This is a genomic window from Georhizobium profundi, from assembly GCF_003952725.1.
In the GTDB taxonomy this organism is placed as follows: Bacteria; Pseudomonadota; Alphaproteobacteria; order Rhizobiales; family Rhizobiaceae; genus Georhizobium; species Georhizobium profundi.
Window position 1 is genome coordinate 315,406 of record NZ_CP032509.1, and the last position, 21,379, is coordinate 336,784.

Genomic DNA, 21,379 nt, shown 5'->3' on the forward strand with positions numbered 1-21,379 from the left:
GGCTAACTTCTGAGCCAGACATAGATGCCGCTGCCGACGAGAAGACCGGCGCCGGCGATCATCGTCCATTGCAGCGGGTCCCCGAAAACGACGACACTGATCGTGGCGGCAGCCACGATCTGGGAATAGAGAAAAGGCGATAGCGACGAAGCCGGCGCGATGGCAAAGGCGCGCACGAGCAGGAAATGCCCGAGCGCGCCTAAACTTCCCATCGCAGCCATCAGGCCGATCTGCGGCAGGGTCGTCGTTTCCCAGACAAAGGGCAGCGCCAGCGAAAACAATACGGCGCCAACGCTGGTCGTATAAAAGAGTGTGGTCGACGCACCATCGTAGCGGCCGACAAGCCGCGTCAGCAGATAGAAGAACGCCAAAAGCACGGCTGCGCCGAGCGGGATCAGCATGGCGGCTTCGGCGCCGAAGCCGGGCCGGATGATCAGGAGAACGCCCAGGAAACCGACGACCACGGCGACGAGCTGGCGCGGCCCCACGCTTTCACCCAGGACCAGATAGGCCAGCAGCGTAACGAGCACCGGCGCGAAGAACAGCACCGCGGTCGCATCGGCAAGCGGCACATGGATCAGCGACGCGTAGAGAAGAAACGTCGTGGCGCACAGCAACAGCGCCCGCACCAATTGCAGGTCGAGACGCCGACTTTTCCAGAAGCCCGGCTTCGCGCGCAGTGCGAGCACCGTCATCACGATCAGCGTATGGAAGAAATAGCGACCCCACACCACCTGCACCACGGGCAGGTCGCCGGTCAGCAGTTTCGACAGGGCATCCATGCTGGCAAGCACGAAGGTTGAGCCGACCGTCAGGGCAATGCCGAGCAGGAGGCGAACCGGTCGGGCGTCGGGCGAGGCTGGGGGCGGAAATTGGGTCAAAGGTTTCTTCAAAGCAGTCCAGGGATCGCGGAACCCGTTTGCTCGGATCCGGCTTTTGGAGGAAGGGTGACCCTATCACCGTCTGAAAGCGCGGGCAGGTTCACCAGGCGAAAATTATTGAAGCAGTCGAAAGGAATTTCGGGATGATGAAGACGGCGATCGTCACCGGTGGCGCTTCCGGAATAGGCGCGGGCATCGTGCGTCAACTGATCGACGAAGACTGGGATGTCGTCGTCGCCGACCTCGATGAAGAGAAGGGCGCCGCGATCGTGGAGGAAACCGGATGTGATTTCGTGGCCTGCGATGTGGCGCGCGAGGACGACATCGTCGCGTTGATCGAGGGCGTGCAGGAACGCAGCGGCCGCATCGATGCCATCGTTTCCAATGCCGGCATCTCCGAGTTTGCTGGCCTTTCCGAACTGACGCTCGCCGACTGGAACCGGGTGATCGCAATCAACCTGACGGCCGCCTTCCTTCTCGCAAAACATGGCGAAGGGGCGCTGCGGCAAGCGAAAGGCGCCATGGTGCTGATCGCATCCACTCGGGCGCATATGAGCGAGAAGGACACGCACGCCTATTCCGCGACCAAGGGCGGGCTCGTCGCGCTGACCCACTCGCTGGCGATCAGCCTTGGGCCGGACGTGCGCGTCAACTGCATCTCGCCGGGCTGGATCGACGTTTCGGGGGCTAAGCTTTCGGCCGAAGATCACGCCCAGCATCCGGCCGGCCGCGTCGGCACGCCGGAAGACATCGCGCATCTTGCCGCCTACCTCCTGTCCGAGAAAGCCGGCTTCGTCACCGGAGCCGAGTTCACCGTCGATGGCGGCATGACGCGCAAGATGATCTACAGCTGAGCCACTCGACCGGCTGTCAGTGTGCCTCGCCCCAATTGTCGGCGGCGCGCGCATCCACCTTCAGCGGCACCTTCATGGAGAGCGCGGGCATGGCTGCGTTTTCCATGAGATCGGTGACGAGCTCGATCGTCTGGTCCACTTCCGCTTCGGGCACCTCGAAGATCAGTTCGTCATGCACCTGCAGCAGCATGCGGCCGGACAGGCTCGATTGTGCCAATGCCGGCTCGATGCGGATCATCGCCCGGCGAATGATGTCGGCAGCCGAGCCCTGGATCGGCGCATTGATCGCCGCGCGCTCGTTGAACGCCCGGACCTGAGGGTTCGATGAGCGGATTTCCGGGTAGTGCGCCCGGCGGCCGAAGATCGTTTCCACATAGCCATGCTCACGCGCAAACGCCTTGGTCGCATCCATATAATCGCGGATGCCCGGAAACCGCTCGAAATAGCGGCGGATGTAGTCGCTCGCCTCGGACCGCTCGATGGCGAGCTGGTTGGCGAGGCCGAAGGCGGAAATGCCGTAGATGATGCCGAAATTGATGGCTTTCGCCCGCCGGCGGACTTCCGACGGCATGCCTTCGATCGGCACGGAAAACATTTCCGACGCCGTCATCGCATGGATGTCAATGCCATCGGCGAACGCCTGGCGCAGCTGCGGAATATCGGCCACATGGGCGAGCACGCGCAGTTCGATCTGGCTGTAATCGGCCGAGACCAGCTTGTTGCCCGGTTCCGCGATGAAGGCCGTGCGGATCTTGCGGCCTTCGGCGGTGCGGATCGGGATGTTCTGCAGGTTCGGTTCGGAGGAAGAGAGCCGGCCGGTGGTCGTCGAGGCAAGCGAATAGGAGGTGTGGACGCGCTTCGTCTGCGGATGAATGTAACCCGGCAACGCATCGGTATAGGTCGATTTCAGTTTCGACAGCTGCCGCCAATCCACGATCTTGCGCGGCAGCTCGTGGCCGACCGCGGCCAGATCTTCGAGCACCTGCGCCGATGTCGACCACTGCCCGGTCTTCGTCTTCGAGCCGCCCGGCAAGCCGAGCTTGCCGAACAGGATTTCACCGAGCTGCTTGGGCGAACCCAGATTGAATTTCTCGCCGGCAAGTTCATAGGCCGCCGCCTCGTGGGCGCCCGCCCCTTGCGCAAATTCGCCGGACAGGCGCGACAGGATCTGGCGATCCACCGAGATCCCGCGCTCTTCCATGCGGGCTAGGACCGGCAGCAGTGGCCGCTCCAGCCGCTCGTAGACGTGCACGAGACCTTTGGCCACCAGCTGCGGCTTGATCGCGAACCAGAGTCTCAGCGCGACATCGGCATCCTCGGCGGCGTATTCGGTGGCCTTCTCGATCGACACGAAATCGAACGTCACCTGCCCCTTGCCGGAGCCCGCGACCTCCTTGAGCCCGATGGTCTTGTGGCCGAGCCAGCGTTCAGCCAGCGCATCCATGCCATGGCCGCCGGAGCCCCCGAAACTCGCCATGCCCGATTCGACGACATATGACATCAGCATCGTATCGTCGAACGGGCCGATTTCGACGCCGTAGCGCTTCATCAGCAGCCAGTCATATTTCAAGTCCTGGCCCACTTTGAGGATGGCCGGGTCTTCCAGCAGCACCTTCAGCCGGGCAAGCGCCTCGTCGAAATTCACCTGCCCTTCGGCGATGCCGCCGCCAAACATGTCGCCTTCGCCGGTACGGTGGGCAAGCGGCAGGTAGGCCGCCATGATATCCCTGCCGGAGGCATCCTTGCTGTTGCCGGCAACCGCGAGCGACACGCCGACGAGATCGGCCTGCATCGCATCCAGCGCATTGCTTTCCGTGTCGAAGGCGACGAGCCCGGTTTCACGGGCAATAGCGATGAAGCGGTCGAGCGTCTCCAGATCGGAAATGGTGACATAGGACGTTCGATCGATCGCGCTGGTTGCTGCCGTTTCGGCGCGAGTCTTTGCCAGCGCCTGAGGCGTCCAGGTCTCCGTCTTGGCGCTCAAGGAGGCACTTGCAACGGTTTGCTCCGAGCCGCCAGCTGCCTTTTGGGCCACCGTTGCTCCGCCCGAAGGCGCTGCTGCATCGCCCTTGTCGAGATCGGGTCCGTGGGCGTCAGCCCCCCACTGCACCTGGACATTGGACGGCTCGACGGCAGCCGCGTCTGTGCCGGTGGCTTCCGCGACCCGGCGCGTGAGCGACGTGAATTCCATCGCCTTCAGAAAACCGACGAGCTTCGGCCCATCCTGCGGATCGAGGCTCAATTCCTCGAGCCCGACATCGATCGGGGTATCGAGCTTCAGCGTGACGAGCTCGCGCGACAGCCGTGCCTGATCGGCGAACTGGATGATGTTTTCGCGCCGTTTGTTCTGCTTGATCTCGGACGCACGTTCCAGAAGCGTATCGAGATCGCCATATTCCTCAAGCAACTGCGCGGCCGTTTTCGGGCCTATGCCGGGGATGCCGGGAATGTTGTCTGTCGAGTCCCCGGTCAGCGACTGCAGGTCGATCATCTTTTCAGGCGGTACGCCCCATTTCTCGATGACCTCGGGAATGCCGATCTGCTTGTCCTTCATCGTGTCGTAGAGCGACACTTTAGGGGTAACGAGCTGCATCAGGTCCTTGTCGGAGGAGACGATCGTGACATCACCGCCCGCCTCGACAGCCAGCCGCGCATAGGTGGCGATCAGATCGTCTGCCTCATACCCTTCCTTCTCGATGCAAGGCAGGTTGAAGGCACGCGTGGCCTGACGGATCAGGCCGAATTGCGGGATGAGATCATCCGGCGGGGCGGAGCGGTTCGCCTTGTACTGATCGTAGAGCGTGTTGCGGAAGGTCTTTGAGGAATAATCGAAGATCACCGCGAAATGCGTCGGCGTGACGCCCACTTCCGTGTCGCGCGCCTCGACAAGCAGCTTCCACAGCATGTTGCAGAAGCCGGACACGGCGCCGACCGGCAGGCCATCGGATTTGCGCGTCAGAGGCGGGAGCGCATGGTAGGCCCGGAAGATGTAGCCCGAACCGTCGACAAGGAAGAGGTGATCGCCGTTTTTCATGCGCCGACGATTAGCGCGGCGACGAAAGCGAGTCTACACGGCGTCGCTTCGCCAACGCCGTTGTTGCGGCGCCCGGTGCCCATGCTTTCGACACACTCCATTGGAAAGTTCGCCTCCTACCGTGCAACCGACGCGTATTGGAGCCGACAAAATGTTCTCAGCCTTTGGCGACCTTGGCGCGCTGCGTGCTCCACTGGCTCTCGGCTATGCCGGGCTACTGGCTGCCTCGATCATGCCACTGCCGGCGGCCGCCCAGGACGCGCCAGCCACTGCCGTCATCACGAGCGACGAGGCCAAGGCCGCGCTTCCGGACGCCGAAAGATACCGGCTCGAAATTGAAAATGACGGGCTCAATGCGCAGCAAAGGCAGGACCTCGGCACGATGCTGATCGACACGATCGGAGATGCGCATTTCTTCGGTGCGATCTATGCGTTTCTGCCGGAAGGATCGAGGCAGCTCTCCATCCATCTGCGCCGGCAATTGCATTCGATGGAAGCGGCGGAAAAATCCGCACTGGCCGACTGCGACGCCGAACGGAGCGAAGGAGACTCCGAGTGCTACCGGATCGGCCGGATCGTGCCGGAGAACTGGAGCGACGACGACGGCTCGTTGCTGTCGCACGAAGCCACCTTTGCGTTTTCCCAGAATGTGGACGCGCTTGAGGGACCGAAGATCGTTGCACGATCCCGCAATACGACCGCTTGGGCCATGTGGAGCGGCGAGGATGTTCGCCAAAGAGCGCTGGACGAATGCAATGAAGCGGTCGAGGCCGGAGGGTTCGAACCGGATTGCGAAATCGTCATCGACGACGGCGCATGAGCGGCAATCATCCGGGGCGTGAGCCCATGGGGAATATCGAGCACCGCGCCGGCAATTCCCGTCAACCTGGGCACACGATCCCGGGCTTCGAAATTCTCGTGTGCTTCGCCGTCCTGATCGGTTGCATGGCTGCCGGGGCAGCTTGCTTTGCGCTTGGCGCTTTTGCCTTGCTGCAATGGGCGGAGGGCGATGCGCGCGGCGGCGAGATCCTGTTCCTGGGCTTTGCCGTTCTCACCGGCGCCGTCGTGGGGTGCCTGGCAGGCATTGCGTGGTCGGTGCGCTGGCTGTGGGGCCGGTGGCGGATTTCGAAAAGCTGACGGTCAATCCGCCGGCAACGCCCCGCCTGGCATGCGATAGGCTGTCCCGGCGAGTGAAAGCCGCCAACGGGCTGGCGCAGAATATCTACCAACAAGAGACGAGCATGGGCCGCTCGGTGACGAGCAAGGTTCAAAGTTAGTCCCTGACGGTTGCTTTGTGGCAGCCCCTCAGCCTCAATGGGATGAACGTCGCATCGTCCGCGGCGGTCAAACGAGCTTCCATTGGTCGCGCGTTCGTGCTGGAGGGAGGGGCGTTGCGATCGCATTTTGAAGGAGCGGCCCGCTCCAAGAGGGGATTTTGAGCTTATGGATCTGATTACCGGCTTTTTCGGTCTGATCGAGGACCTCACCTGGGGATGGGCGCTGATCCCCATTCTCGTGGTGTTCGGCGTGTTCATCACGGTGATGAGCGGCTTCGTCCAGATCGAATATTTCACCCGCATGTTCCGCGTGCTCTCGGGCAAGAACCAGAGCGGCGATCCGAATGCGATCAGCGCGCGCGAAGCGCTTCTGATCTCCGTCGGCGGCCGTGTCGGCGGCGGAAACATCGCGGGCGTGGCGGTCGCGATCACGCTCGGCGGACCGGGGGCGGTGTTCTGGATGTGGGCGATCGCGCTGGTCGGCATGGCGACGAGCCTCGTCGAAGCATCGCTGGCGCAGCTCTACAAACGCTCGAACGGCGACGGCACCTATCGCGGCGGACCGGCGAGCTACATCATCCACGGGCTCGGCCACCGCTACCGGTGGCTCGCCGTCGTTTACGCGATCTGCCTGATGCTCGCCTTCGCCTTCGGCTTCAACGCGTTCCAGGGCAACACGTTTGCCGGCGCGGTGAATGACAGCCTCGGCGTCGACCGGCTGTGGAGCGGCATCCTGCTCGCCATCATCACCGGCTTCATCGTCTATGGCGGCATCCGGCGCATCGCCAAGGTGGCGGACGTCATCATCCCGATCATGGCGTTCATCTATATCGGGCTGGCGCTCATCGTCATCGTGATGAACATCACGGAGCTGCCCGGCGTGATCTGGTCGATCATCGCCAATGCGTTCGGCCTGGAAGAAGCCGTCAGCGGCGGCGTGGGCGCAGCGCTGGCGCAGGGCCTAAGGCGCGGCCTCTTTTCCAACGAAGCCGGCCTAGGCTCGGCCCCGAACGTGGCGGCGACCGCCGATGTGCGCCACCCGATCAGCCAGGGCATCACGCAATCCTTCTCGGTCTTCATCGACACGATCATCATCTGCTCGTGCACGGCCTTCATCATCCTGCTCAGCCCCGTCTACCAGCCGGGCGCCGAAGGGATCGACGGGGTGGTGCTGACTCAGCAATCGCTGGTGAGCCAGGTGGGCAACTGGTCGCAGTATTTCCTGACCTTCGCGATCCTGCTCTTTGCCTTCAGCTCGATCATCTACAACTACTATCTGGGCGAGACGGCGCTGAAGGTGATGACGGGCGCACCGGCGGCGCTGCACGTGCTGCGGCTGGCGATCGTCGTGATCGTATTCCTCGGCGCGACGGCACCGGGCGCAACGGCGGTGTTCTTCTTCTCCGACCCGCTGATGGGCGTGCTCGCGATCGTGAACCTGATGGCGATCATGATGCTATTTCCCACCGCGCTGCGCGTGCTCAACGATTTCCGGGACCAGCTGAAATCGGGCGTGGACCGGCCGGTCTTCCGGCCGACGGCGTTCCCGGATCTCGACCTCGACCACGAAGCCTGGCCCTATGCCAAGGCGAACCCCGAGACGGTGGTGGAGAGCCGGCCGACGGGCGTCTGACGGCTCGACGACAGACCTGGTCGGCGGCGGCGCCTTCAGCCGCCGCCGGCTTTGACGGCGATGTCGAAATGCATGACGTCCTCGCGTGTGCCGAGCCTGGTGTAGAGCGCCACGGCCGGCTCGTCGCCGTAATCGGCCTGGACATAGACGACCCAGGCGCCGCGCTCAGCGCCGATCGCGCAGAGCCTTCCGATCAGAGCGGTGGCGACGCCCTGCCTGCGATGGGCCTCGGCAACCGCAAGATCGTAGATGTAGATTTCCGAGCGCTGCTGCTCGAACTTTTCGAGCTCATAGGCGACGAGACCGCCGATCACATCGTCCCCGTCCAAGGCCACCAGGGCATGCACGTGTTCGCGGGCGAGAAGCCGCGCGAGCCAGGCGTCGGCCGGCGGCCTGGACGCATAGCTTTCGGGATCGTCAAATTCCCGCGCGAAAAGGCCGTTCAGCTGGCGCGCGTGCGCCTCGTCACCCGCAGTGAGCCGCCTGATCTCGATCATCGATCACTCCGTTTCCTGTCGCCTGTCCGGTGCGCGGAGCGTAGCGCGGCCAGTCTTCGAGCGGGAGAGGCCGGCAGCGGAACAGGCCAAGAAGGAGGCCCATGCGGCTTTGCCCGGCGCGGCTTTCGCCGCCCGGGGGATGAAGCAGAATGGAGACGGGGCGCGCGAAGCGGGCCTCGATAGAAAAAGTAGGTGTGGCTCGCTTCGCGCGCCCCGCCCGACGTTTCACGGGACCCTCGTCCCTCTGGACCAGTCGACACCCTCTGCACCGTCGCCCTTTTGACGGGGACTTCATGCGGGACCGGACCTTCACGAGCGCATGATGGCGCACTTCAGGCTCCCGGCGGGATCCTTCATGCGGCTTCGCGCGCTCAGCCCGGATCGAACGCCTCTCCACCGGCCGCATCGCAGCTCACGGGGATCATCGCTCGCTTCCGCACCGACGGCTTGTATGGACACGGAGCCAAAGCCGGTCGTAGTGCCGGCGGAGGCGCTGTCGGTCCAGCTCCAGGCTGCGGGCACCGTTCCCCACAACCGGAAGCGCCGTCCCCCACCCGCACCCGGACGTCTCACGAATGCTTCCAACCGGCGGGGACGAAGGGAGTATGGCACGGGGCGGAGGGGCGGGGAAATTGGGGAGCAGTTATGACTGCTCACGACCCCATTGCGGTCGTTCCGCTCGGTCTTGCCTACGGCTTGAAACCCGCCGTTCGAAGGCATCAAATTTTCCCAAAAAATGCCACTGATTGGGAACCCCCAGCCGTTGTTACCGAGCACAGACGAGACAGAGATTCAAGTTGCCATCAAATATGATGTGCTAAAATTATCAACAGTCCGGCACGAAATATTCTAGACCCAAGGTACATCAGGTTCTGATTGCCAGATACAAATTCCGGCCGCATGATTTAATCAACACACTTATTCGAATGAATGAAGGGGCGCGGCCGGTCCCTGGAGGTCGCGAGCCAAGAGGAACGGCAAAGCCGCTTCTGTTCCAACCCGCTCTACCGTTTCAAAAAGCATTGACGTTGAAATCTCGCCAGCTTCGAACGCATTCATGCCGAGCGCGATTAGATCGAGATCGACAAGTTCCGCCGGCTTCATCATCATGCGCCAGTGGAATTCATCTGCGCGAGCAGCATCGATCAGGTCCCTGCGCCGGATCGCAGCCGCGAATACAGTGTCCAGATCACGCGAGTTTGCGTCGTTTGAGCCGAAGCGATCGAAAAGCTTCAGATAGCTGCCTACCGGCAGGCCGGAGAGGCCGATGGTCGCGCTCGCATTAACCTGTAGCCGTCTGAATGCTACTTCGCTGGCAAAATGCGTACGTTCGATCCGCCGACCGCGAAGCGCTTGGTAGAGGTTCAGCAACTGCTGAGGCGATTGGCGCGAATCTTTTTCGAAAGGCAATGTGCCTTCTTCCCTCACGCGACGAACGTCTGGGTCCTCCGTAAAGGAGCTATGACCGAAGCGCGCGATCATATCCTCAGCGGCGAAATCGCCGCGATGCACGCGCTCAGGACTAACTAGACTTTGTAGCATATAGCCAGCGAAGAGCCCGATCGACGCGAATTCTGCTCCAGCTTTCGCTAGCAGTTCGCTCGCGACCTCTTTCTGATCGAGCAGCAGGGCAATGATGCCGGCGTCGCGCCGCGCCGTCGCAGCGCAGGCCGTATCGAGCGGGCTTTTGCGCCGATCGTGCCAGTCCGCACGGTCGTTCAGGAAAATGATCCGCCGCCCCATTCGAACGCGATCAAGGCCGAGCTGCTCAGCATAGTCGGCCATCAGAAAAGGTCCCGGACATTGATGATCGGGGTCGGCGCAATGAAGCCGGGGTTGGAGAATGTTGCGGCCAGCGTCGTCCTGCCGTTTTTGCCGTCCCACCACTCCACCGACCTGATCTGATTGGCGGGAATATGAACTTTAGCCGTGATCTCACCCTCGAGCTGGAATGGCGACCAACGATGGTGGACGTTAAGATCTCGGATTTCTTCGGCAACGGCCGAGAGCGGAACAGCCGGATTGAGCGCCACGAGAACCCAGCCGTAGAAGAGTGCTCCTGGGTGCTGCCCGGCATCGGTCGCGAAGTCGAGCGCCGTAGTCAACGCCGAATAGACATGGTTCTGCGATAGTAGTGTGTCACGTTCCACGCAGCCGGAAGCAACGGAAATGAACGGTGTCTGCGAGCCGAAATTTGCGTAGTCGTGGATGTGCCGGTCGAGGTTGCTATCCGTCAGCACGGCGTCTATCTGACCCGGCGTGATTGCTCCACCGGGAATATTTCGCCACCAGTTTGATTGGATACCGCTTGCATTCTTGAGAAGGTCTTGCGCCGCTTGCCAGTCAAGCGCTCCTACCTCCCCAGATATCCCTTTCACGAACCACTGTATATACAACGATCAACTCCTTGATCGGCCGAGCGCGTCAAGAACAAGGTGTACCAACTCGTCTGGCCGATCGGTAATGCCAAATGCCGAAACCGGAGCCGGCCTGAGCGCGTGCGCAACATAAAAAACGAGCGGAGGGCTGTTGCGGACCTGTGCGAGATGGGCTGCAAAGCGCAGCCCCTCCTTCGCGGTGCCTTCGCGGTCGATGTCGGAAATGATGAGGTCAAATGTCACCTGCATGATGGCGGCTTCAGCGGCTGCGCTGGTTAGCTGCGTGTCGACGCGTGCGCCGACTTCCTCAAAGAGCTTGATCTCGTTACGGTTGTTGTCAGGGCGGTCATCGACCCAAAGTAGCCGCGAACCCTTGAGGAGAGCTTGCTGGCTGGATAGCCTTCGGGACGCCCTGCCGAGATCCGTAACTGGAATCTGCTGATGATGCGCTGCAGCGGCGCTTTCTATCGTAGCCTGGAACTCGATCGCGAAGCCGGCTGCGCCGACCTTGTGTACACGGCCGGCGAGCGCCTTGAGCCCTTCGCGCCCGATCCACAAGAGTATGATGATGACAACCGCGGCCCATATTACATGCGGGATCAGGCCGATAACCGGCGCCCAGTCAAACCCTACGGAGCTCGGCGCGGGACTGATGTGGATGTCAAGCATGGCACCAACCGAAGGCCTTCTGGGGTCAATAGTGAAGCAATTTAATATAGCATAAGCGCCAAAAGCCCCATGGTAATACAACCGAAGTTTGACGTGTTGTCACTGGGACCATTGTTTCTCGCTGACGGGCAGCTGAAGTGAGCCGCGAGAATGTCGCCGTGCAGCGGGTAGGGACGACCGCTCTCCCACCTCTTCAATCCGGAAGCGGACCGTCTGCAAGCCACCCCAATGCAGCCTGTCATCGTTACCCGCCTAACCCACCGCGCGGCGTAGTTCGGCGAGGCACGTCATGGCGTGGAACCGGTGGTCCTCGGCGTCTTCTCTTTCTTCAAGCAAGGCGCGCTGGAGCGTGAAGAAGGCGGCTTGGAAATTGCCGGCCGATCTTGTGAGCTCGGGTCGGCTCCTCAGGTCAACGATCAACCGGGTCAATGCGAGGTCCGTCCGGACATCCGGTTCTTCGACCACCGCCAGATAATCTGCAGCTTGGTCGAGCGTCATGCGCACACCACTCCATGCCGATATTTCAAGTCGGCGCGAAGTTACATGCAAATGCATTTTCTGCAACCGCTAGTTTAAGCGGATCGCTATAGCTTTTGGAAACACTTTGTTTCCGTGTCTAAGGGTACGCGACCAGCATCGCTGCAGACTTCGGGAGGCTCATTCCTGGCCTCAAGTTCAGCCATGGCGAGAAGGTGAGCCAACATCGGCTCGCGCGATTCGATCGCCAGTTTCCGCAATTCTACGAGCATTTCCGCGACATAAATGAGCTTCGGCGTCGCATTGGCCATGAACACAACCTTATCATGATGATTCGCTCATATAGAATCCAATCAACTAGAGATCGATTCAAGAACTGAAACTTTATTCAAAACATTTAAATTGGATAAAACGCAAAATGACCGAGTATTCTGTCGAATACCCCTAAATGTTTATGGGAAGACGACGGACACTTACGCTCCACCAAACAACAAAAACGGCCGCATCTTTCGATGCGGCCGCTTGCATTTCACCAAACCTGATCGGCTCGATCAGTCTTCCTGCTTTTCGCGTTCCTTGCCGGTCTCCTGGTCGACGACCTTCATGGAGAGGCGGACCTTGCCGCGTTCGTCGAAGCCCATGAGCTTGACGTAGACCTTCTGGCCTTCCTTGACGACGTCGGATGTCTTGGCGACGCGTTCTTCGGCGAGCTGGGAGATATGGACGAGGCCGTCGCGCGGGCCGAAGAAGTTCACGAAGGCGCCGAAATCGGCGATCTTCACGACCGTGCCTTCGTAGACGTGGCCGATTTCCGGCTCGTCGACGATGGAGTGGATCCACTTCTTGGCGGCTTCGATCTCCTTGCCGGAGGCCGATGCGATCTTGATCGTGCCGTCATCCTCGATGTTGATCTTGGCGCCGGTCTTTTCGACGATCTCGCGGATGATCTTGCCGCCCGAACCGATGACGTCACGGATCTTGTCGACGGGGATCTGCATCACTTCGATGCGCGGGGCGAACTCGCCCAGCTCTTCGCGGCTCGTCGTGAGGGCCTTGGCCATCTCGCCGAGGATGTGGATGCGACCGTCCTTGGCCTGGCCGAGCGCGATCTTCATGATCTCCTCGGTGATGCCTTCGATCTTGATGTCCATCTGCAGCGAGGTGATGCCGTTCTCGGTACCTGCGACCTTGAAGTCCATGTCGCCGAGGTGGTCTTCATCGCCCAGGATGTCGGAAAGCACGGCGAAGCGCTCGTCTTCCTTGATCAGGCCCATGGCGATGCCGGCGACGGGGCGCTGGATCGGCACGCCTGCATCCATGAGTGCGAGCGAGGTGCCGCACACGGTCGCCATGGAGGACGAGCCGTTGGATTCGGTGATCTCGGAGACGACGCGCAGCGTGTAGGGGAACTGCTCGGGCGCCGGCAGCATCGGACGGATCGCGCGCCATGCGAGCTTGCCGTGGCCGATTTCGCGGCGGCCGGGCGAGCCGATGCGGCCCGTTTCACCGACGGAGAAGGGCGGGAAGTTGTAGTGGAGCAGGAAGCGCTCCTTGTACATGCCCGTGAGTGAATCGACGTACTGCTCGTCTTCGCCGGTGCCGAGCGTGGCGACGACGATCGCCTGGGTCTCGCCGCGGGTGAAGAGTGCGGAGCCGTGTGTGCGCGGCAGCATGGAGACTTCCGACACGATCGGGCGGACGGTGGCGAGATCACGGCCGTCGATGCGCGACTTGGTGTCGAGGATGTTCCAGCGCACGATCTTTGCCTGGAGCGACTTGAAGACCGAGCCGATCTGCTCGGCGGTGTAGCGGGCTTCTTCGCCTTCGGCCGGCGCGAAATGCGCCTTGACCTTGGCCTTGACGGCATCGACCGCGGCGTAGCGTGCGGCCTTGTCGGTGTTCTTGTAGGCGTCGCGGAGTTCGGCTTCGGCGAAGGCGAGCATTTCGCTTTCGAGCGCCGAATGATCTTCGGCGGTGAAATCGCGCGGCTCCTTGGCAGCCACTTCGGCGAGCTTGATGATCGCGTCGATCACCGGCTGGAAGCCGCGATGGCCGAACATGACGGCGCCGAGCATCGTCTCTTCGTCGAGTTCCTGGGCTTCCGATTCCACCATGAGAACCGCGTCACCCGTGCCGGCGACAATCAGGTCGAGCTTGGATTCCGGCATTTCGTCGACGGTCGGGTTCAGGCGGTATTCACCGTTGATGTAGCCGATGCGCGCGCCGCCGACGGGGCCCATGAAGGGCACGCCCGAAAGCGTCAGCGCAGCGGAGGTGGCGACGAGCGCGACGACGTCCGGATTGTTCTCCAGGTCGTGCTGCATCACGGTGACGATGACCTGGGTGTCGTTCTTGTAGCCATCCGGAAAGAGCGGGCGGATCGGCCGGTCGATGAGGCGCGAGGTGAGCGTCTCGTTTTCGGACGGACGGCCTTCGCGCTTGAAGTAGCCACCCGGGATCTTGCCGGCGGCGTAGGTCTTTTCCTGGTAGTTGACGGTCAGCGGGAAGAAGTCCTGGCCGGGCTTCGGCTCCTTGGCGGAAACGACGGTGGCGAGCACGACGGTCTCGCCATAGGTGGCGATGACGGCGCCATCAGCCTGGCGGGCGACCTTGCCCGTTTCGAGGGTCAGCGTGCGGCCGGCCCATTCGAGTTCAACTTTGTGGTGATCGAACATGGAGTGTCCTTGATTGGCGGGGCGCGCGAGGCTCATCTGAGAACCGCAGCACCCGGCTTGGCGTTTATGACGCGCCACGGGCAAGACAACGGGAGGCTTGGTGTCCGGAAGGAAAACGGCGCGAAGCCGATGCAAGCATCCTGCAATCCTGCCCCATGACAGGTCGCTTATCACCCGCACCGACCTCTTGCCGGGCGGGGTAGACCGGACAGGCGGAGCTACAAAAGGCGCCGCCTGCCGAAAGTGCAAACCGGCGGATGGCCGTTCAACGAACAGCCCCGCCGGCTTCAAGCTCAAAGCCTAGCGGCGGATGCCGAGGCTGGTGATCAGCGTCTTGTAGCGCTCTTCGTCCTTCGACTTGACGTAGTCGAGGAGCGAACGGCGGCTGGAAACCATCTTGAGGAGACCACGACGGGAGTGGTTGTCCTTCTTGTGGCCCTTGAAGTGATCGGTCAGGTTGTTGATCCGCTCGGTCAGGATCGCGACCTGGACTTCCGGCGAACCGGTGTCGCCTTCCTTGATCGCGTATTGCTTGAGCAGTTCAGCCTTACGTTCGGCAGTGATCGACATCGGACAATCCTTTCTATCTATTGTTTGAGGATCTTCGGGACGCCTGCGGCCGGGATGTCGTCCAGCGGAGGCCATGACAAAACGCGAAGGTGGCAGAACCACCCGTCGCGCTGGCGTGCGTATAGGCTAAAACCGCCCATAAGGAAAGGGCGAAATGGCCGTGGCGCCTTGCGGGAAAGCGCAGCAGCGGGAGCTCACCCGCTCAGGCTTGCTCCTCGGAGCCATCGGCACGCAGGCGGTCGAGCGGGATGGCGAAGTGCCATTCGATGCCGTTTTCATGCAGGTTGCGCGTGATCTGAGCATCGAGCGTGCCGCCCATCATGCGCTCGAGCACGACGGAGCCGAAACCCTTGCGCTCCTGATCGGGCGAGATGTGAAGTTCCTTCACATATTCGCGCCAGGTGAGCGACAACATGCCCTCGCGGCGCCACCAGGTGATTTCGAGCCGGCTCTCCTCGTCCGCCAGCGCACCGTATTTCGAGGCGTTTGTGGCGAGCTCGTGCACCGCCATGCCAAGCGTCTGTGAGGCCTGCGCATCGACCATGACTTTCGGCCCGAGAAGCCGCACGCGCTCCGGATCGCTCGGCAGGAAGGGCTCCAGCTGGCTTTCCACCAGCGCGCGGAAATCGATGCCGCGGGCGGCGTTGGCGAGCAGCAGGTCGGTGGAGCGGGCAAGGCCGGTGATGCGGCGCCGGAAACTGTCGACGAATTCGTCGACGCTTGCGGCGTTCTTGGCGGTCTGGCCAACCATGGCGTTGATGACGGTGAGCTGGTTCTTGGAGCGGTGCGCCACCTCGCGCATCAGCAGGCGGATCTCGCTTTCGGCTTCGCTGCGATTAGAGGCTGCCTCGCTGAGCGCGGTCGACACGACGGCGAATTCACTGATCGGATGGGGCGGCTGCGGCACCGGCTGCCCGGCGCCCAGGAGCCGCGCGCTTTCAGACAGCCGCCTTGCAGAGCGCGTGACACGGCCAGCCACGAGCCAGGCGACGAAACCCGCCAAAGCGCCGATCGTCAATCCGCCGATCAGAAGAAGGGCGATCGAACGCATGATGGGTGCGCTGATCGTCGCCTTTGGGGTCCAGGCAACCACACTCCACTGGGTGAGCGCCGAGCCTTCCCGGATGATCTGGAAGGAATGGCCGTTCATGTCCACCTCGGTGATCCCTTGGCGGAAGTTTTCCTTGAAGGTGAAGGGCAAGGATCCACCGGCCGCAAGTGAAGGATCGGTCGAGGACAGCACGGTCTGCGTGCTGTCGACGATGGCGACCTGCCAAGCGGCTGGAAGACGGCCATCCTCGATCGCGCGGGCCAGGGAATCGGCGCCACGCGACAGAACGAGAAGGATGGGTTCGCGCCCCTCGCGGTTGACGGGCAGCGCAACGAAGAACACCCATGAAAGCGACGTCTCGCTGAAGAGCACGCCGGATACCGCAGAGGTTCGGTCCTGCAGCGCGCGGCGCAACGTCCTGGGATCACTAGCCGCGGGCAGCTGCACCCCATAGTCGGTGCGTGTGTTGAAGACCTGCCGCAGATCGCTGCCGACAACGGCAAGGTTCATCCCGCGGCCGATGAGTGCGCGGCGGCCGCGGTCGTGAAATGCTTCGAGATTGTCGGCCTGGAGCGTCGGATCTGTCGCCAGCACCCGTAGCGTCGTCAGCATGCCGGAGACTTCCTGCTCCACCACCTGAACGATCGAACGCGTGTTGGACTGGAAGATGGACTGAAGGCCTTCCTGCTGCACGGTGTTGGTGCGCACCAGAAGGTAGCCCGAAAAGAGAAGGGCTGGCACGAGGCAGATGAGGATCAGGAAGAAGAGATAGTCCGAGATCGGGCGCGAACGCAGCCGGTCCGTCGCTTTGGGATCCGCCTGCTCCGCCTTGGAAGGAGCGTTGTCTTCCACTGCCTGACTCATCAGCACGCAACCTGTATCAAGGCGCGCTTCTGACTGCTCAGCCGATGATGGGAAACAACTTCGAACATCTGATCCCGAGCCTTCTATGCGGCAGCGCGTTCTCGTTATTGTTCTTGCCGGAATGGCGGTCCCGGCACTTTATAGTTTCTCCTTCGGCCACCGGCCGAGAACGCTCCTGGCGTAGATAGGGGCGCCAAGTTGTCCAACTAGGCGCGCAACGTGTGAAATGGATTTCAGTTGCCGAAAACCCGGCGGGGACGAAACTCTCCTTGGCCGATTTCGCCGATTGCGACAAGACGACCGCGCGCCGTGACCCAGACATCGGCCTCATCGAGTGGCGCATCGCGGCCGCGCAGAATAATCGGGTTGCCCATGCGCAGCCGGTGCGCCTGATCGTCGGTGATCGCGACATGCGGCAGATTGGCGAGCGCTTCACCGGTGTCGATCAGGAACGCATCGAGCGCTGCCAGCCGCTCTGCATCATCCGCCATCTCTTCCAGCGCCGTCAGGTCGGCGAGAGGCACCATGTCTTCGTCTGAGAACGGCGCGACGCCGATGCGGCGCAGCTTGGCGATATGCCCGTAGCAGCCGAGATCGCGACCGAAATCGCGGGCAAGCGAACGCACATAGGTGCCCTTGCCGCATTCCACGACGAAGACGGCAAGATCGTCTTCAGGACAAGCGACCAGATCGAGGCGATGGATTTCCACTTCCCGCGACGCGATCTCGACCGTTTCGCCGCCCCGCGCGAGATCATAGGCACGGTTGCCGTCGATCTTGACCGCGGAATATTGCGGCGGGATCTGCTCGATCACGCCGGTATAGCGGGGCAGCAGGGCCTCAATGTCGGATTGTGCCGGGCGGAGATCGCTCGATTGCGTAATCTCGCCTTCCATGTCGTCGGTATCACGCTCGGCACCCCACCGCACGGTGAATTCGTAGATCTTGCGCCCATCCATGACGTAAGGGACCGTCTTGGTCGCATCGCCAAGCGCGATCGGCAGGAGGCCGGATGCCAAGGGATCCAGCGTTCCGGCGTGGCCGGCCTTTTGGGCCTTGAACAACCACTTGATCTTGGAAACGGCCTCTGTCGAGCCGAAATCCTCTGGCTTGTCGAGGATGATCCAGCCGGAAACGGGCCGACCCTTGTTCTTGCCGCGACGACCACCCATCAGTTCGACGACCCCTTGTCGGCATCGTCGGTGTCAGCGGCTGTGTCATCGCCATGATCGTCGGTCGTGCGATTGAGATCGCGGGCGACTTCCGGCGAGCGCAGAAGCTCATCGATTTTCTGATAGTTGTCGAAGCTCGTGTCGTCGCGGAAGCGGACTTCCGGCATGAATTTCATCTGGCGCAATGCCGGCGTGATGTGCTTGCGCACGGCGCGTGCATTGCGGTTGAGCGCCGCAACGAGTGCCGCGTGATCCTGCTGACCAAGCGGCGTGACGTAGGCGGTCGCGATCTTCAGATCATTCGACATGCGCACTTCGGAGATCGCGATAACGGTCGATTCGATCAGCGGATCGCGGATTTCATCGCGCTGGAGTACCTGCGTGATCGCGGCGCGGACTTGCTCGCCGACGCGCAGCATGCGCTGGGTGGGACCGGAGGAGGAATTTGTACGTGCCATGACTGATGCTTGTTCCGTTCAAACGGGAAAATCGATCGCGCGGCCGACCGTGGAGACGGTCTCTGCGAAAGGGAAGACGCGCCGGGTTGATTGTCCCGACGCGTCCTGATCCGGATCGATCGAACGACGACTAGAGCGTCCGCGTTACATGCTCGACGCGGAAGCACTCGATGACGTCGCCTGCACGAATGTCTTCGTAGTTCTGGAACGCCATGCCGCACTCCTGGCCGACCGGCACTTCGGACACTTCGTCCTTGAAGCGCTTGAGGGTCTTGAGTGTGCCTTCGTGAATGACGACGTTGTCGCGGATGAGGCGCACGCCGGCTCCACGCTCGACCTTGCCTTCCGTGACGCGGCAACCAGCGACCTTGCCGATCTTCGTGATGTTGAACACCTCGAGGATTTCGGCATTGCCGATGAAGGTCTCGCGGCGCTCTGGAGACAGGAGGCCCGACATGGCCGATTTCACGTCATCCACCAGATCGTAGATGATGTTGTAGTAGCGGATCTCGATGCCAGCGGCTTCGGCCGCATCGCGCGCCTGCTTGTTGGCGCGGACGTTGAAGCCGATGATCGCGGCGTTGGAGGCTTCCGCAAGCGAAATGTCGCTTTCGGTGATGCCGCCGGCGCCGGAATGCACGATACGGGCACGGACTTCGCTGGTACCGAGCTTGTCGAGCGTGCCGATAATGGCTTCGATCGAACCTTGGACGTCGCCCTTGATGACCAGCGGAAATTCCTTCAGCCCGGTATCCTGGAGCTGGGTCATCATCTGTTCGAGCGAACCACGCGAACCGGCCTGACGCGCGACTGCCTTTTCACGGGCAAGACGCTGGCGGTACTCGGAAATCTCGCGAGCGCGCTGCTCGTTCTCGACGACGGCGAACCGGTCTCCGGCCATCGGCGTGCCCTGCAGGCCGAGGATTTCGACCGGCATGGACGGACCCGCTTCCTTCACGACTTCGCCGCGATCGTTGACCAGCGCACGCACGCGGCCCCACTGGTCGCCCGCGACGATGATCTCGCCCGGATGCAGCGTGCCCTTCTGGACGAGGACCGTGGCAACCGACCCGCGACCGCGATCGAGCTTGGCTTCGACGACCATGCCCTCTGCCGTACGGCTCGTATTGGCCTTCAGGTCGAGAATTTCGGACTGAAGCAGGATCGCCTCGAGCAGCTTGTCGAGATTGGCGCCGGTTTTGGCCGACACTTCCACGTCGAGCACTTCACCGCCCATGGATTCCACGAACACCTCGTGCTGGAGGAGCTGCGTGCGAACCTTCTGGGGGTCGGCCGTCGGCTTGTCGATCTTGTTGATCGCCACGATGATCGGCACGTTGGCCGCCTTGGCGTGGCTGATCGACTCGATCGTCTGCGGCATCACGCTATCGTCGGCTGCGACCACAAGGATCGCGATGTCGGTTGCCTGCGCACCACGGGCACGCATGGCCGTGAAGGCGGCGTGGCCGGGCGTGTCGATGAAGGTGATCTTGTTGCCATCCTTCTCGACCTGGTAGGCGCCGATATGCTGGGTGATGCCACCGGCCTCGCCAGACACGACGTTGGCGTTGCGGATGGCGTCGAGCAGCGACGTCTTGCCGTGGTCGACGTGACCCATAATCGTGACGATCGGCGGGCGCGACGACAGATCGCCATCGACATCCTGCACGTCGAAGATGCCCTCTTCAACGTCCGACTCCGACACGCGCTTGACCGTGTGGCCGAATTCGGTGGCGATGAGCTCGGCCAGGTCGGCATCGATGATGTCGCCGGGCTTCATCATCTGGCCTTCCTTCATCAGGTACTTGATGACGTCGACCGAACGCTCCGCCATACGCTGGGAGAGTTCCTGGATGGTGATGGTTTCCGGCAGGATGACCTCGCGCTGGATCTTCTCGCGGGTCTCCTGCATCTGCGCGCGCTTGAACTTCTCCTGGCGGCGTCGCATGGCCGAGAGCGAACGACCGCGGGTCGAACCATCTTCGTCCAGAGCGCCCGTGAGGGTCAGCTTGCCACGGCGGCGTTCGCCGTCGGTCTTGGCGCGGGTCGGCTTCGGTGCTTCCACCTTGGCAGGACCTGCACCCTTGCGAGGGCCGGCGCGACCATCGTCATCGTCGGCATCGACCTTGCGGCCGATGCGGGCGACGGGAGCAGCCTCTTCCTTTTCCTTCTCCTTGACGGGAGCCGGACGCTTGCGCTCGCCGGATTCGGCGGAGAGGACCTTGGCTTCGGTCTCAGCCCGGTTCAACGCGGCCTGTTCCGCCTCAATGCGGGCCTGCTCGGCACGCTCGATGGCGAGGCGCTTGTCTTCCTCGGCGCGGCGACGGGCTTCGATCTCGGCCTGCTTGCGCTCCTCGATGTCGCGGATGCGCGCTTCCTCGAGTGCACGACGGCGGGCATCCATCTCACCGGCGGAAAGGTTGCCGGTGGAGCCAGGGCGCGGCCGCATCTGTGGAGCCGGACGCGGGGTCTCGAAGCGCTGCGGGGCCGAAGCCGGGCGCTGCGGTGCCGGACGCGGGGCTGCCGGACGCTGCGGCTGCTGCTGCGGCGTGGCGGCTGCCGGCGCTGGTGCCGCGGCGGCAGGCGCAGATGCAGGCGCAGGCGCTGCCGACGTCGAAGCTGCTGGTTGTGCCGGCTGCTGGGGCTGCGCTGCCGGGGCAGGAGCGGGTGCAGCCGGCGCCGCCTGTGCGGGTGCCGGCTTCACATCGTCTTCTGGGCGGTGAATGCGACGCTTGCGCGTCTCAACGACGACGGCCTTCGTCCGGCCGCGTCCCATTTCCTGCCGTACAGTGCCCTGGCTGCCGCCGGGACGCTTCAGAGTAAGGGTCGACTTGCTCGGTACGCTCAGGGTCTTGTCGTCTTTAGTGTCGCTCATTCCGTATCCGTTCC

Annotated in this window: 17 protein-coding genes; 4 read left to right on the top strand and 13 right to left on the bottom strand. The window is 62.4% G+C overall.

Annotation, left to right across the window (positions count from 1 at the left end; translation table 11 throughout):
- Positions 1-2: 2 nt before the first annotated feature.
- Complete coding sequence (locus D5400_RS01530; protein WP_245451392.1) at positions 3-881, bottom strand: DMT family transporter; 879 nt, start codon at positions 879-881, stop codon at positions 3-5.
- 143 nt (positions 882-1,024) lie between these two features.
- On the opposite strand from D5400_RS01530, the gene D5400_RS01535 reads away from it, so the two are divergent.
- A complete protein-coding gene (locus tag D5400_RS01535) occupies positions 1,025-1,735 on the top strand; it encodes an SDR family oxidoreductase (protein ID WP_126006995.1) in 711 nt (236 codons plus the stop codon).
- A 16-nt stretch (positions 1,736-1,751) separates the two neighbouring features.
- Here the strand turns inward: D5400_RS01535 and polA are convergent, their stop codons facing one another.
- Positions 1,752-4,769: a DNA polymerase I gene (polA, locus tag D5400_RS01540; RefSeq protein ID WP_126006997.1), complete on the bottom strand. Its 3,018-nt coding sequence runs from the start codon at positions 4,767-4,769 to the stop codon at positions 1,752-1,754.
- A gap of 151 nt (positions 4,770-4,920) precedes the next feature.
- Between polA and D5400_RS01545 the strand changes: the two genes are divergently transcribed.
- From D5400_RS01545 to D5400_RS01555, 3 genes are all read left to right on the top strand, one after another.
- Positions 4,921-5,589, top strand: coding sequence for a hypothetical protein (locus tag D5400_RS01545; protein ID WP_126006999.1), 669 nt, complete (start codon positions 4,921-4,923; stop codon positions 5,587-5,589).
- Between the two features lie 26 nt (positions 5,590-5,615).
- Positions 5,616-5,906 carry a hypothetical protein gene (locus D5400_RS01550; protein WP_126007001.1) on the top strand — a complete coding sequence of 97 codons (291 nt, stop codon included), beginning with the start codon at positions 5,616-5,618 and terminating at the stop codon, positions 5,904-5,906.
- Between the two features lie 306 nt (positions 5,907-6,212).
- The gene (locus D5400_RS01555; RefSeq protein WP_126007003.1) at positions 6,213-7,679 is read left to right on the top strand and encodes an alanine/glycine:cation symporter family protein; all 1,467 of its coding nucleotides are present in this window, start codon (positions 6,213-6,215) and stop codon (positions 7,677-7,679) included.
- Between the two features lie 35 nt (positions 7,680-7,714).
- Here the strand turns inward: D5400_RS01555 and D5400_RS01560 are convergent, their stop codons facing one another.
- The 11 genes from D5400_RS01560 to infB all read right to left on the bottom strand — a co-directional run bounded on the left by D5400_RS01560 (position 7,715) and on the right by infB (position 21,365).
- Positions 7,715-8,176 (bottom strand): AAC(3)-I family aminoglycoside N-acetyltransferase, encoded by a 462-nt coding sequence (locus D5400_RS01560; protein WP_126007005.1) that lies wholly within the window; start codon positions 8,174-8,176, stop codon positions 7,715-7,717.
- Between the two features lie 918 nt (positions 8,177-9,094).
- Positions 9,095-9,961: a hypothetical protein gene (locus D5400_RS01565; protein ID WP_126007007.1), complete on the bottom strand. Its 867-nt coding sequence runs from the start codon at positions 9,959-9,961 to the stop codon at positions 9,095-9,097.
- Positions 9,961-10,416, bottom strand: a complete 456-nt coding sequence (locus D5400_RS01570; RefSeq protein WP_126007009.1) for a hypothetical protein — start codon at positions 10,414-10,416, stop codon at positions 9,961-9,963. Before D5400_RS01570 ends, D5400_RS01565 begins: the two co-directional genes overlap by 1 nt.
- 159 nt (positions 10,417-10,575) lie before the next feature.
- Positions 10,576-11,223: a DNA-binding transcriptional response regulator gene (locus D5400_RS01575; RefSeq protein WP_126007011.1), complete on the bottom strand. Its 648-nt coding sequence runs from the start codon at positions 11,221-11,223 to the stop codon at positions 10,576-10,578.
- A 252-nt stretch (positions 11,224-11,475) separates the two neighbouring features.
- A complete protein-coding gene (locus tag D5400_RS01580) occupies positions 11,476-11,721 on the bottom strand; it encodes a hypothetical protein (RefSeq protein ID WP_126007013.1) in 246 nt (81 codons plus the stop codon).
- A gap of 530 nt (positions 11,722-12,251) precedes the next feature.
- Positions 12,252-14,375 (bottom strand): polyribonucleotide nucleotidyltransferase, encoded by a 2,124-nt coding sequence (gene pnp / locus D5400_RS01585; RefSeq protein ID WP_126007015.1) that lies wholly within the window; start codon positions 14,373-14,375, stop codon positions 12,252-12,254.
- Positions 14,376-14,675: 300 nt separating this feature from the next.
- Positions 14,676-14,945 (bottom strand): 30S ribosomal protein S15, encoded by a 270-nt coding sequence (rpsO, locus tag D5400_RS01590; RefSeq protein WP_126007017.1) that lies wholly within the window; start codon positions 14,943-14,945, stop codon positions 14,676-14,678.
- Between the two features lie 202 nt (positions 14,946-15,147).
- Entirely contained in the window at positions 15,148-16,860 is a 1,713-nt protein-coding gene (locus D5400_RS01595) for a sensor histidine kinase (RefSeq protein WP_126007019.1), read from the bottom strand.
- A 233-nt stretch (positions 16,861-17,093) separates the two neighbouring features.
- Complete coding sequence (truB, locus tag D5400_RS01600) at positions 17,094-18,032, bottom strand: tRNA pseudouridine(55) synthase TruB (RefSeq protein WP_126007021.1); 939 nt, start codon at positions 18,030-18,032, stop codon at positions 17,094-17,096.
- Positions 18,032-18,490 (bottom strand): 30S ribosome-binding factor RbfA, encoded by a 459-nt coding sequence (rbfA, locus tag D5400_RS01605; protein ID WP_126007023.1) that lies wholly within the window; start codon positions 18,488-18,490, stop codon positions 18,032-18,034. Before rbfA ends, truB begins: the two co-directional genes overlap by 1 nt.
- A gap of 130 nt (positions 18,491-18,620) precedes the next feature.
- On the bottom strand, positions 18,621-21,365 hold the full coding sequence (infB, locus tag D5400_RS01610; RefSeq protein ID WP_126007025.1) for a translation initiation factor IF-2: 2,745 nt from the start codon (positions 21,363-21,365) through the stop codon (positions 18,621-18,623).
- Positions 21,366-21,379 lie beyond the last annotated feature (14 nt).